The sequence below is a fragment of the Pseudomonas sp. PSB11 genome, from assembly GCF_014596605.1.
Taxonomy (GTDB): domain Bacteria; phylum Pseudomonadota; class Gammaproteobacteria; order Pseudomonadales; family Pseudomonadaceae; genus Aquipseudomonas; species Aquipseudomonas umsongensis.
This window is the reverse complement of the sequence record NZ_NOIO01000015.1, coordinates 91,733-103,866: the sequence shown is the minus strand read 5'-3', so window position 1 is coordinate 103,866 and position 12,134 is coordinate 91,733. Positions and strand designations below refer to the sequence as shown.

The 12,134-nt window shown below is 59.0% G+C and carries 13 protein-coding genes; 9 read left to right on the top strand and 4 right to left on the bottom strand.

The genetic code is table 11. The features are described from left to right. Positions 1-3: 3 nt before the first annotated feature. The gene (locus CGA21_RS18110; RefSeq protein WP_008056950.1) at positions 4-1,419 is read right to left on the bottom strand and encodes an acetyl-CoA carboxylase biotin carboxylase subunit; all 1,416 of its coding nucleotides are present in this window, start codon (positions 1,417-1,419) and stop codon (positions 4-6) included. A gap of 190 nt (positions 1,420-1,609) precedes the next feature. On the opposite strand from CGA21_RS18110, the gene CGA21_RS18105 reads away from it, so the two are divergent. Next, positions 1,610-2,572, top strand: coding sequence for a LysR family transcriptional regulator (locus CGA21_RS18105; protein ID WP_110749117.1), 963 nt, complete (start codon positions 1,610-1,612; stop codon positions 2,570-2,572). On the opposite strand, the gene CGA21_RS18100 is transcribed toward CGA21_RS18105, so the two are convergent. From CGA21_RS18100 to uraH, 3 genes are all read right to left on the bottom strand, one after another. Continuing rightward, on the bottom strand, positions 2,514-2,726 hold the full coding sequence (locus CGA21_RS18100; RefSeq protein ID WP_188264727.1) for a PA3496 family putative envelope integrity protein: 213 nt from the start codon (positions 2,724-2,726) through the stop codon (positions 2,514-2,516). The two genes, CGA21_RS18105 and CGA21_RS18100, sit on opposite strands and share 59 nt — an antisense overlap. 171 nt (positions 2,727-2,897) lie before the next feature. After that, the gene (hexR, locus tag CGA21_RS18095; RefSeq protein WP_008056956.1) at positions 2,898-3,764 is read right to left on the bottom strand and encodes a transcriptional regulator HexR; all 867 of its coding nucleotides are present in this window, start codon (positions 3,762-3,764) and stop codon (positions 2,898-2,900) included. A 265-nt stretch (positions 3,765-4,029) separates the two neighbouring features. Then, a complete protein-coding gene (gene uraH / locus CGA21_RS18090) occupies positions 4,030-4,383 on the bottom strand; it encodes a hydroxyisourate hydrolase (RefSeq protein WP_020800424.1) in 354 nt (117 codons plus the stop codon). A gap of 433 nt (positions 4,384-4,816) precedes the next feature. Here uraH and puuE point away from each other — a divergent pair, with 433 nt between their 5' ends. The 8 genes from puuE (at position 4,817) to CGA21_RS18050 (ending at position 12,113) form a co-directional block, all read left to right on the top strand. Then, positions 4,817-5,743: an allantoinase PuuE gene (puuE, locus tag CGA21_RS18085; protein WP_020800423.1), complete on the top strand. Its 927-nt coding sequence runs from the start codon at positions 4,817-4,819 to the stop codon at positions 5,741-5,743. Next, the gene (uraD, locus tag CGA21_RS18080) at positions 5,740-6,255 is read left to right on the top strand and encodes a 2-oxo-4-hydroxy-4-carboxy-5-ureidoimidazoline decarboxylase (RefSeq protein WP_188264726.1); all 516 of its coding nucleotides are present in this window, start codon (positions 5,740-5,742) and stop codon (positions 6,253-6,255) included. Before puuE ends, uraD begins: the two co-directional genes overlap by 4 nt. Before the next feature lie 86 nt (positions 6,256-6,341). Next, positions 6,342-7,337, top strand: a complete 996-nt coding sequence (gene alc, locus CGA21_RS18075) for an allantoicase (protein WP_056853842.1) — start codon at positions 6,342-6,344, stop codon at positions 7,335-7,337. Positions 7,338-7,457: 120 nt separating this feature from the next. Beyond that, positions 7,458-7,961 (top strand): ureidoglycolate lyase, encoded by a 504-nt coding sequence (locus CGA21_RS18070; protein WP_007988150.1) that lies wholly within the window; start codon positions 7,458-7,460, stop codon positions 7,959-7,961. A gap of 50 nt (positions 7,962-8,011) precedes the next feature. Next, positions 8,012-9,316, top strand: a complete 1,305-nt coding sequence (locus CGA21_RS18065; RefSeq protein WP_188264725.1) for a urate hydroxylase PuuD — start codon at positions 8,012-8,014, stop codon at positions 9,314-9,316. Positions 9,317-9,455: 139 nt separating this feature from the next. Continuing rightward, positions 9,456-10,808 (top strand): nucleobase:cation symporter-2 family protein, encoded by a 1,353-nt coding sequence (locus CGA21_RS18060; RefSeq protein ID WP_110749123.1) that lies wholly within the window; start codon positions 9,456-9,458, stop codon positions 10,806-10,808. A 170-nt stretch (positions 10,809-10,978) separates the two neighbouring features. Beyond that, positions 10,979-11,764, top strand: coding sequence for an outer membrane protein OmpK (locus CGA21_RS18055; protein ID WP_020800417.1), 786 nt, complete (start codon positions 10,979-10,981; stop codon positions 11,762-11,764). Position 11,765: 1 nt separating this feature from the next. Next, positions 11,766-12,113: a hypothetical protein gene (locus tag CGA21_RS18050; protein ID WP_188264724.1), complete on the top strand. Its 348-nt coding sequence runs from the start codon at positions 11,766-11,768 to the stop codon at positions 12,111-12,113. Positions 12,114-12,134 lie beyond the last annotated feature (21 nt).

Sequence of the window (12,134 nt, the reverse complement as noted above, 5' to 3'; positions counted from 1 at the left end):
TCCTCACAGGCCTGCGTGGGCGGCAATGGCGGCGGCGATGGCCAGGGCCAGCTCTTCGGGTTTGCGCTTGATCGAGTAGTTGGTCAGTTCAGGGTGGCTTTCGACGAAGCTGGTGTTGAACTGGCCGCTACGGAATTCCGGGTTACGCAGGATTTCCTGGTAGTAGGCCGCGGTGGTCTTGACCCCTTGCACGCGCATGTCGTCCAGCGCGCGCAGGCCGCGGTCCATCGCTTCTTCCCAGGTCAACGCCCAGACCACCAGTTTCAGGCACATGGAATCGTAGAACGGTGGAATGGTATAGCCGGTGTAGATCGCCGTGTCGGTCCGTACGCCCGGGCCGCCGGGTGCGTAATAACGAGTGATCTTGCCGAAGCTGGGCAAAAAGTTGTTTTTCGGGTCTTCGGCGTTGATCCGGAACTGCAGCGCGAAACCGCGATGCTGGATGTCTTCCTGTTTCACCGAGAGCGGCAGGCCGGATGCAATGCGGATTTGCTCGCGGACGATGTCGATGCCAGTGATTTCTTCGGTGATGGTGTGTTCCACCTGCACCCGGGTGTTCATTTCCATGAAGTACACCTCGCCCTCGGCGAGCAGGAACTCCACGGTACCGGCGTTCTCGTAACCCACGGCCTTGGCTGCGCGCACCGACAGGTCACCGATGTAGGCGCGCTGTTCCGGGGTCAGTTGCGGGCTCGGCGCGATTTCGATGAGCTTCTGGTTGCGGCGCTGGATCGAGCAGTCACGCTCGAACAGGTGCACAACGTTGCCAAAGCTGTCGCCGAGGATCTGCGCTTCAATGTGCTTGGGGTTGACGATGCACTTTTCCAGGAACACTTCCGCGGAACCGAACGCCTTGGTGGCTTCGGAAATGACGCGCGGGAACGCTTGTTCAAGTTCTTCACGGCTGTTGCAGCGACGGATACCGCGACCGCCACCACCGGAGGTAGCCTTTAGCATCACCGGGTAGCCGATACGGTCACCCTCGGTCAGGGCTTCTTCGATGCCCGAAACGTTGCCTTCGGTACCCGGGGTGACCGGGACACCCGCCTTGATCATGCTGCGGCGAGCTTCGGTCTTGTCACCCATGCGGCGAATGACTTCAGCCGATGGACCGATGAATTTGATCCCGCGTTCGGCGCAGATGTCGGCCAGTTCAGCGTTCTCCGAGAGGAATCCGTAACCGGGGTGCAAGGCATCGCAACCGGTTTCCACCGCCAGGTTCACCAGCTTGCGCGGGTTCAGGTAACCGGCCAGTGGCTCGGCACCAATACTGTGGGCCTCATCCGCACGTTTGACATGCAGGGCATGGCGATCGGCGTCGGAATAGATCGCGACCGAGCGAATGCCCATTTCGGCACAAGCGCGTACGATTCGTACGGCAATTTCACCGCGGTTGGCGATCAGGATCTTTTTTATCACTTGGAGTTTCCCTTGATCCGGTGGTACCCACGACCTGCTAGACCAGGTCGACGAGTGACCAAATGTTTCAATTTGGTCGCACCGCCACACTAGCGCTCACAAGGGATTAACAAAAATGAATAATTATTGGGTCATGCATAAGTAAAGACTTATAGTTGACACACCAGCCCGTGGCCAGAGTGTTCAAAAAATGCGTAAGTCCTTGATGCGTATGACATTACGTCAATTGCAGATCTTCAACGAAGTCTGTGACCTGAGGTCCTACAGCCGGGCAGCCGACGAAATGTCCCTCACGCAACCGGCCGTTAGCCTGCAGATTCGTCAACTTGAAGAGCTGGTTGGCCAGCCGCTGTTCGACTATGTCGGCAAAAAACTCTACATGACCGAGGCCGCAGAAGCGCTGCAACGAGCGAGCCGGGACATTTTCGGGCGCCTGGAAAACCTCGACATGCAACTGTCGGACATGCAGGGCTCCCTGCAAGGCCAACTAAAACTGGCGGTGGAATCGAGCGCCAAGTATTTCGTACCGCATCTGTTTGCCGCCTTCAAGCGCCAGCATCCGGAAGTGAACCTGCAACTGACGGTGGTCAATCGCGCCCAGGTGATTCGACGACTGTCGGACAACCGCGACGACCTGGTGATCATGTCCATGGTGCCGCAGGACATGGGGCTGGAGTTCCTGCCGTTCTTGAACAATCCGATCGTTGCGGTGGCCCCGCCGGACCACCCGCTGTGCCATCAGGGGCCGTTGCGCCTACAGGATCTTGAGCCTTACACCTTGCTGATGCGCGAGGTGGGTTCGGGCACGCGATTGGCCTGCGAAGAATACTTCAAGGAGAAACGTGTGCATTTCAACCAGACCCAGGAGGTCTCCTCGGCCGAAGCCCAGCGCGAATGTGTGCTGGCGGGCCTGGGCGTGGCACTGTTGACGCGCCACGCCCTGAACCTTGAATTGGCCACCGGCGGCTTGATCGAATTGCCGATCGAAGAACTGCCGCTCTACCGCAGCTGGTGCCTGGTACAGGCCAAGGCCAAGCGCCTGTCACCGGTGGCTCACGCCTTCCTTGCGTTCATTCGAAGCGAAAGAATTCAGATCAGCGCGCTGGTTGAGCGCTTCGACGGGAAGTTGTCGCTGCCGCCTGCCAGTAATTGAGCTCAAGGTCGCCAGTAAAATCGGCGATCTCGGCCAGAAGCTGACGCTGCTCACAACGATCTTCGATCGCACGGCGAAACGCCATGCGGCGCCGGTCTTCCTGCTGGCGACAGGTTTTGACGACACTGTTGCGCTCTTCGTAGGGCTGGGCCATTTGCGTTCTCCCAAGTCGAATACGGGAGTTTCAAGATAGGCGCGAGGGATGACGGTTTGGCGGCGGGTCGGTGACAGAGAGATGAACAATCAAAAGATCGCAGCCTGCGGCAGCTCCTACAGGGATTTGTGAACACCTGTAGGAGCTGCCGCAGGCTGCGATCTTTTGACCTTAGTCGTCCAGCGCTTTCACCGACTTGGGCGACAGGCGCAAGCTGCGCAGGCTGCGCTTGACGCTCTTGAGGTGGTTGACCAGGCTCGGCCCGCGGGCCATGGCCACGCCCATGGCCAACACATCGATCACCACCAGGTGGGCGATGCGCGAGGTCAGCGGCGTGTAGATTTCGGTGTCTTCGTGCACGTCGATGGCCAGGTTGACGGTCGACAGTTCAGCCAAAGGCGTCTGGCTAGGGCACAAGGTGATCAACGAGGCGCCACTCTCACGCACCAGGTTGGCGGTGATCAGCAAATCCTTGGAGCGGCCGGACTGCGAAATGCAAATCGCCACGTCGCTTGGTTTCAGGGTGACCGCCGACATCGCCTGCATGTGCGGATCGGAATACGCCGCCGCCGTGAGCAGCAAGCGGAAGAACTTGTGCTGCGCATCTGCCGCCACCGCACCCGAGGCGCCGAAACCATAGAATTCGACGCGCTGGGCCTGGGACATGAGCGTCACCGCACGCTGCAACTCCAGCGGATCGAGCTTCTCGCGAACCTCCATCAGCGTGTGCAGGGTGGTGTCGAAAATCTTCAGGCTGTAGTCCGCTACCGAATCGTCCTCATGGATCGCGAACTGCCCGAAACTCGCGCCCGCCGCCAGGCTCTGGGCCAGCTTGAGCTTCAAGTCCTGGAAACCCGAGCAACCGATGGCGCGGCAAAAGCGCACGATGGTTGGCTCACTGATCCCCACGCTGTGGGCCAGGTCCGCCATGGAACTGTGCATCACGGCCGCAGGATCAAGCAAAACGTGATCGGCGACCTTGAGCTCCGACTTGCGTAACAGGTGGCGAGACTGGGCGATGTGTTGCAGCAGATTCAAAGGGCTGGACTCTTTTTTATTTGGCAGGCGCCGGGGATGTAGCACGCTTGTAGTTATACTACATGAATCGCCTTTTTGCCTGCTCAATAAGTAACTGAATTGTCTTCGTCACACCCTGTTTTGGCGGGATGGGCTTTATGTAGCAGCGGATCCGGCCTTTGCCACCCAGGATTTTTTGCGAAAAAAAGCCCGCAGTGTGAGCGGGCGAAAGACCAAAGAAGCTATATGCGCAGTCGCTTCCAGGTGGAGAAAGCTGCTTGGGGGATCAGCTTCCTCGGTACGTTGAATAGCTGTAGGGCGAAATGAGCAGCGGCACATGGTAATGATCCTGCTCGGCAGAGATACCAAAACGCAGCACCACCACATCCAGGAATGCCGGCTCCGGCAACTGGACACCACGGGCGCGGTAGTAGTCGCCCGCATGAAACTGAACCTGGTAGACACCGGTCCGGTACTCATCGCCTTGCAGCAGCGGCGCATCGACACGACCATCGCTGTTGGTTATCGCGCTGGCGACCAATTCCAGCTGCGAACCTTCAACGCGGTACAACTCGACCTTGATCGAGCTGCCCGGGCAACCATGTGCAGCGTCCAAAACATGTGTAGTCAAACGTCCCATTGATTCTGCGCACCTGCCTGCGTGGAGCAGCCAGGCTTCGCGCCTCCCGAAGTCAGATGAAAGGAGACCGCACCGATTCGGAGCACGAAAAGCTGCGGCGAGCGATTGATTAAGACACTTTTCAAAAAAATTGTACACAATAAAAACGGCATTTTTGCGCCTGATGCCGCCAACGATAAAAATCCCGCGAATTTCCTGCGAAGCCCGCCCCCTCCAAACCCTGCAATCAATAACTGACCAGCCAGGCAAGTTTCTTGCAGGTGCGTGTCGCTAACACGCAAAGATGACCGTTAACGAAAAATGCAAAAAATCAGGCTTACAAAGTGAATATAAAGTTGTATACAATCACCCCATCGCTGTGACGCCACCCAGTGATCCAACCTTTAGTCGCGTCACACCAACTGTCACCACGAATATAAGAAGGAAGACTGCAGTGAGCGCTGACTACCCTCGCGACCTGATCGGTTACGGCAGTAACCCTCCGCACCCACACTGGCCGGGCAATGCCCGCATCGCCCTGTCATTCGTTCTCAACTACGAAGAAGGCGGCGAGCGCAATATCCTGCACGGCGATAAAGAGTCCGAAGCATTCCTCTCGGAAATGGTGTCTGCCCAGCCGCTACAGGGCGCGCGCAACATGAGCATGGAATCGCTTTACGAGTATGGCAGCCGCGCCGGCGTCTGGCGGATTCTGAAGCTGTTCAAGGAATTCGACATTCCGCTGACCATCTTCGCCGTGGCCATGGCCGCCCAGCGTCACCCGGATGTGATCCGCGCGATGGTCGATGCCGGCCACGAAATCTGCAGCCACGGCTACCGCTGGATCGACTACCAGTACATGGACGAAGCCCAGGAACGCGAGCACATGCTCGAAGCGATCCGCATCCTCACCGAAATCACCGGCGAGCGTCCGCTGGGCTGGTACACCGGTCGCACCGGCCCCAACACCCGCAAGCTGGTGATGGAGGAAGGCGGTTTCCTCTACGACTGCGACACCTACGACGACGACCTGCCCTACTGGGAACCGAACAATCCGACCGGCAAGCCGCACCTGGTGATCCCGTACACCCTGGACACTAACGACATGCGCTTCACCCAGGTGCAGGGTTTCAACAAGGGCGACGATTTCTTCGAATACCTCAAGGATGCGTTCGACGTGCTCTACGCCGAAGGCGCCGAAGCCCCGAAAATGCTGTCGATCGGCCTGCACTGCCGCCTGATCGGCCGTCCGGCGCGTCTGGCTTCGCTCAAGCGCTTTATCGAATACGCTAAAAGTCATGAACAGGTGTGGTTCAGCCGCCGCGTCGACATTGCACGCCACTGGCAGGAAACCCACCCGTACCAAGGGGCCGCGAAATGAGCGCCTTTCAAACATTGAAACCCTCGACCCTGAGCCGCGACGCCTTCGTCAAAGCCTTCGCCGACATCTACGAACATTCGCCATGGGTGGCCGAGAAGGCCTTTGACCTGGGCCAGGATGCCTCGATCGACCAGATCGAAACCCTGTACCAGCGCATGAGCGACATCCTGTTGAGCGCTGATCACGAAAGCCAGTTGGCCCTGATCAACGCTCACCCGGACCTGGCTGGCAAAGCTGCCGTCCAGGGCCAATTGACCGAAGCCAGCACCCATGAACAGGCTGGCGCCGGTATTCACCAATGCACGGCCGAAGAGTTCCAGCGCTTCACCGAGCTGAACGACGCCTACAAGGCCAAGTTCAAGTTTCCCTTCATCATGGCGGTAAAAGGCAGCAACCGGCATCAGATCCTCGCGGCGTTCGAAACGCGCATCCACAACCCGGTAGATACCGAGTTCAAGTGCGCGCTGGCGGAGATCAACAAGATCGCCCTGTTCCGATTACTGACCCTATAGCGAGTTTTGCCCGAGTGTTAAAAACGCTGAAGCACCCAGGGCACTGCAAGCATCCCAAGCCAACTTATTAAAGGCAGACAAGAAGAATGAAAGCTTACGCCGTACCTTTCGAGAAGTTCGTCAACCTGGCCGACGCCCGCCTGGGCACCAAGATCATCTCGGTCACCGATGACTGGTTCGCAGACGCCAACCGTCTGTTTCAACCGACCCCGGCCGTGTGGAAGGAGGGCGTGTTCGATGATAACGGCAAGTGGATGGACGGCTGGGAGTCGCGCCGCAAGCGCTTCGAAGGCTACGACAGCGCCGTGATTCGCCTGGGCGTGCCTGGCTCGATCAAAGGCGTGGACATCGACACTTCATTCTTCACCGGCAACTTCCCGCCGTCGGCTTCCCTGGAAGCCTGCTTCCTGGCCGAAGGCGAGCCGAATGAAAACACCCAGTGGACCGAAGTGCTGTCGGCCGTCGAGCTGCAAGGCAACAGCCACCACTACCACGAAATCAGCAACGACCAGGCGTTCAGCCACCTGCGCTTCAACATCTACCCGGATGGCGGCGTGGCTCGCCTGCGCGTGTACGGCATCCCGTTCCGCGACTGGTCGGCGGTGGGTGACAACGAGCAGGTCGACCTGGCGGCAGCCCTCAACGGTGGCCGCGCCCTCGCCTGCTCCGACGAGCACTTCGGCCGCATGAGCAACATCCTCAACCCGGGCCGTGGCATCAACATGGGCGACGGCTGGGAAACCGCACGTCGTCGCACGCCAGGCAATGACTGGGTGATCGTCGCCCTGGGCCATCCGGGCGAGATCGAGAAAATCATCGTCGACACCCTGCACTTCAAGGGCAACTACCCGGACAGTTGCTCGATCCAGGGCGCGTTCGTGAAGGGCGGTACTGACAGCCAGATCGAAACCCAGTCGCTGTTCTGGCGTGAACTGCTGCCAAGCCAGAAGCTGGAAATGCACGCCGAACACACCTTCGCCGAGCAGATCAAGGCCCTGGGCCCGATCACCCACATCCGCCTGAACGTGTTCCCCGACGGTGGTGTGAGCCGCCTGCGCGTCCTCGGCAAGGTCGCTAAATAAGCGCTGAGGCCATTCGCGAGCAAGCCCGCTCCCACATTTGAAATGCATTCCCCTGTGGGAGCGGGCTTGCTCGCGAAGGCGTCAGATCAAACAACACAAATTTTGGATAAGAAGACCAGCATGCGCACACTGACGATTGAACCGCTGACCAAAGAAGCCTTCGCCCCTTTCGGTGACGTGATCGAAACCGACGGCAGCGATCACTTCATGATCAACAACGGTTCGACCATGCGCTTTCACAAACTGGCGACGGTGGAAACCGCCACGCCAGAGGACAAGGCGATCATCAGCATCTTCCGCGCCGACGCGCAGGACATGCCGCTGACCGTCAGCATGCTGGAGCGTCATCCGCTGGGCAGCCAGGCTTTCATTCCGCTGCTCGGCAACCCCTTTCTGATCGTGGTCGCGCCACTTGGCGATGAACCTGTATCAGGCTTGGTCCGCGCCTTCGTCACCAACGGCAGGCAGGGCATTAATTACCATCGCGGCGTCTGGCACCACCCGGTGCTGACGATCGAAAAGCGGGATGACTTCCTGGTGGTTGATCGCAGTGGCACAGGCAACAACTGCGATGAGCATTTTTTCAAAGAGGATGAGCGTTTGATCCTCGCCCCCCACCAATAAGAGAAGGTCTGATCACTCGACAACAGAGTGACAGGCGAGAGGTAAAGACTGTGGAAGCACATCTGTTGGAATGGCTGAACCTGAGCGTGCGCTGGGTTCACATGATTACTGGCGTGGCCTGGATCGGCGCATCGTTCTACTTCGTCTGGCTGGAAAACAACCTCAATCGGGTCAACCCGAAAAGCGGTCTGGCCGGTGATCTGTGGGCGATCCACGGCGGCGGTATCTACCACCTGGAAAAATACAAACTGGCTCCACCGACCATGCCGGACAACCTGCACTGGTTCAAATGGGAAGCCTACTTCACCTGGATGTCGGGTATCGCGCTGCTGTGCGTGGTGTTCTACTCCAACCCGACGCTCTACCTGCTGGCTCCGGGCAGCACCCTGAGCGGCCCTGAAGGCGTGGCCATCGGTATCGGCTCGTTGTTCATCGGCTGGTTCATCTACTCCTTCCTCTGTGACTCGGCCCTGGGCAAACGCCCTGCCCTGCTCGGTTTCATCCTGTTCGTACTGATCATTGGCGCCGCCTATGGCTTCAGCAAGGTGTTCAGCGGTCGCGGTGCATACCTGCACGTCGGCGCGATCATCGGCACCATCATGGTCGGCAACGTGTTCCGCATCATCATGCCGGCGCAGCGCGCACTGGTGGCGGCCATCGCCGAGAACCGCACGCCCGATCCGGCGCTGCCGGCCAAAGGCCTGCTGCGTTCGCGCCACAACAACTACTTCACCTTGCCGGTGCTGTTCATCATGATCAGCAACCACTTCCCGAGCACCTACGGCAGCCAATACAACTGGCTGATCCTGGCCGGGATCGCGGTACTGGCGGTGTTGGTGCGTCACTACTTCAACACCCGTCACGACAGCCACAAGTTCGCCTGGACCCTGCCGGTGGCAGCGGTGGGCATGATTTGCCTGGCCTATGTGTCTGGTCCGAAGCCGATGTCCAGCGCGCCTGAAGTGGCCAAGGCACCTGCCGCGATCGAGTACCAGCCTCTGCCGGAAACAGCAGTGGGTGGTGGTTTGAAACCGGCTGAAGCAAAACCTGCCGAAGCCCCTGCAACCGCGCCAGCTCAGGCGTCCAACGCCGGCCCTGGTTTCGACAAGGTGCACAGCGTGATCCAGGAACGTTGCGCAGTCTGTCATTCGGCCAAACCGACCAGCCCGCTGTTCAGCGCCGCTCCCGCCGGCGTGATGTTCGACACCCCCGAGCAGATCCGCCAGAACGCGGCGCGCATCCAGGCCCAGGCCGTCACCAGTCAAATCATGCCTTTGGGCAACATCACCCAGATGACCCAGCAGGAACGTGACCTGATCGGCGCCTGGATCGTTCAGGGTGCCCCGACCAATTAAGCAATAAAAGCTTCGCGAGCAGGCTCGCTCCCACACAGACAATACAAAACCTGTGGGAGCGAGCCTGCTCGCGAATGGCCGCACCGCGGTCGACCCTGATGCAAAAAATCACAAGAATAAAAATGATCCGAGGTGTTGCATGTCCGAGCTCTCCCCAGCACGCATCCCCGACGCACCCGCCATTCAGCGTTTGCCCCTTTTGCAACTGATCCTGGTCGGTCTGCAACATGTTCTGCTGATGTACGGCGGCGCCATTGCGGTGCCGCTGATCATCGGACAGGCCGCTGGCCTGAATCGTGAAGAAATCGCCTTCCTGATCAACGCCGACCTGCTGGTCGCCGGCATCGCCACCATCGTCCAGTCTCTCGGTATCGGCCCCATGGGCATTCGCATGCCGGTGATGATGGGCGCCAGTTTCGCCGCCGTCGGCAGCATGGTCGCCATGGCCGGCATGCCGGGCATCGGCCTGCAGGGGATCTTCGGCGCGACCATCGCCGCCGGGTTCTTCGGCATGCTCATCGCGCCATTCATGTCCAAGGTCGTGCGCTTCTTCCCGCCGCTGGTTACTGGCACGGTCATCACCTCGATCGGTTTGTCGCTGTTCCCCGTGGCCGTGAACTGGGCCGGCGGTGGTGCTCAAGCCGCTCAATTCGGCTCACCGATCTACCTGACCATCGCCGCATTGGTGCTGGGCACCATCCTGCTGGTGCATCGTTTCATGCGCGGCTTCTGGGTCAACATTTCCGTATTGATCGGCATGTGCCTGGGCTATGTGCTTTGTGGCGTGCTGGGCATGGTCGACCTCAGCGGCATGGCCCAGGCGCCATGGCTGCAATTTGTCACGCCGTTGCACTTTGGCATGCCGAAATTCGAGCTCGCGCCAATCCTCTCGATGTGCCTGGTGGTGGTGATCATTTTCGTCGAGTCCACCGGGATGTTCCTGGCCCTGGGCAAGATCACCGGCCAGGAAGTCTGCCCGCGCATGTTGCGTCGCGGCTTGTTGTGTGACGCCGGCGCCTCGTTCTTCGCCGGCTTCTTCAACACCTTCACCCACTCCTCCTTCGCGCAGAACATCGGCCTTGTGCAGATGACCGGCGTACGTTGCCGCTCAGTAACCATCGTTGCTGGCGGCTTGTTGATCGTGCTGAGCCTGCTACCCAAGGCCGCGTTCCTCGTGGCCTCGATTCCACCGGCGGTGCTGGGCGGCGCGGCGATCGCGATGTTCGGCATGGTCGCCGCCACCGGTATCAAGATCCTGCAGGAAGCCGACATCGGTGACCGACGCAACCAATTGCTGGTGGCGGTGAGCATCGGCATGGGCCTGATTCCGGTGGTACGACCGGAGTTTTTCGCCCACCTGCCGGTGTGGATGAGCCCGATCACCCACAGCGGTATCGCCATGGCCACGCTTAGCGCGCTGACCCTGAACTTGCTGTTCAACATCCTCGGTGGCGCCGAACGCGCGGCCATCAACGACTGTCACGCCCACTAAGACAGAAACGCCCCCCCCACTGTAGGAGCGAGCATGCTCGCGATGGACGTAAAGACAACGCGTTAACCAGACACCACGCGTAATCGTTGACGACCATCGCGAGCATGCTCGCTCCTACAGGGGTTGGGGTTTCCTGCGCCTTGAAAAATAAAAACAAGAGGGAGCAACAGATGATTCGGACACAGAAAAACATGCTGTTGGGTGCTGGCCTCCTGGCTGCGAGCCAAGCCATGGCCGGCGATTTGCTGCTGTGGCAAACCAACAGCCTGAGCTATCTGTACGGCAAGGATTTTGCGGTCAACCCGCCGATCCAGCAGACGATCACCTTCGAACACGCCGACCGCTGGAAGTATGGCGACAACTTCATGTTCATCGACAGCACCTACTACAACGGCGAGAAGGACCGCAACAAAGGCGTACACGCCTATTACGGCGAGTTCAGTCCGCGCCTCTCCTTCGGCAAGATTCTCGACCGCCGATTCGAACTCGGCCCGATCAAGGATGTGTTGCTGGCCTTGACCTACGAAAATGGCGAAGACGACAGCGAGGCGTACCTGATCGGCCCCGGTTTCGACCTCGCGGTACCGGGCTTCAACTTTTTCACCTTGAACTTCTACTATCGCCAGACCGAAGGCTCGCGCCCCGGTGATGACGTCTGGCAGATCTCGCCGGCCTGGTCCTACACCGTGCCCCTGGGCAACTCGAGCCTGTTGATCGACGGCTACCTGGACTGGGTCGTCGACAATGACCAGAACTCGCGCGGCACGTATCACGCCAACCTGCACTTCAACCCCCAGGTCAAATATGACTTGGGCAAAACCCTCGGTTGGCGGGAAAAGCAGGTGTATGTCGGCGTCGAATACAGCTACTGGAAAGACAAGTACGGCATCGAAAATAACAACAACCTCGATACCCACGAAAGCACCACCAGCCTGCTGGTGAAGGTGCATTTCTAAGATGATCCGCAACCGTGCCCCAAACCTGTCGTCGGTGCGCTGTTGCGGAGCACTTGAGACCTGGCCGGGGAGTCAGTATTCTCCGCGGCCGCCTGAATCCGCTTTAAAAAAAAGCCCGGATTTAATTCCTGACCAGAAAGCCAACTTATCCCGGCTCTGGACGGTACCAAGGCACCCCCAAACCACTCTCAATCGACTGCTCCAGAGCCGCCGAACGGGAGTTTTTTTGTTTTCTGAAAGCCTTGGCGCAGCTCTTGCTAACAGCATAAAGCTGACCGAATGGATGATTTTTTTGCAGCTACGGAAAAAGGCGCCACACCAGAGCGTCGACCTTAAAAAAATAACGTGAAACCACTACTTTTTGGGAGCA

What these genes read in the sequence shown, in the direction of transcription:
- CGA21_RS18105 (WP_110749117.1), top strand. Translation starts at nt 1,610, where the DNA reads ATGCGTAAGTCCTTGATGCGTATGACATTACGTCAATTGCAGATCTTC.
- CGA21_RS18100 (WP_188264727.1), bottom strand. Translation starts at nt 2,726, where the DNA reads ATGGCCCAGCCCTACGAAGAGCGCAACAGTGTCGTCAAAACCTGTCGC.
- uraH (WP_020800424.1), bottom strand. Translation starts at nt 4,383, where the DNA reads ATGGGACGTTTGACTACACATGTTTTGGACGCTGCACATGGTTGCCCG.
- uraD (WP_188264726.1), top strand. Translation starts at nt 5,740, where the DNA reads ATGAGCGCCTTTCAAACATTGAAACCCTCGACCCTGAGCCGCGACGCC.
- alc (WP_056853842.1), top strand. Translation starts at nt 6,342, where the DNA reads ATGAAAGCTTACGCCGTACCTTTCGAGAAGTTCGTCAACCTGGCCGAC.
- CGA21_RS18070 (WP_007988150.1), top strand. Translation starts at nt 7,458, where the DNA reads ATGCGCACACTGACGATTGAACCGCTGACCAAAGAAGCCTTCGCCCCT.
- CGA21_RS18060 (WP_110749123.1), top strand. Translation starts at nt 9,456, where the DNA reads ATGTCCGAGCTCTCCCCAGCACGCATCCCCGACGCACCCGCCATTCAG.
- CGA21_RS18055 (WP_020800417.1), top strand. Translation starts at nt 10,979, where the DNA reads ATGATTCGGACACAGAAAAACATGCTGTTGGGTGCTGGCCTCCTGGCT.
- CGA21_RS18050 (WP_188264724.1), top strand. Translation starts at nt 11,766, where the DNA reads ATGATCCGCAACCGTGCCCCAAACCTGTCGTCGGTGCGCTGTTGCGGA.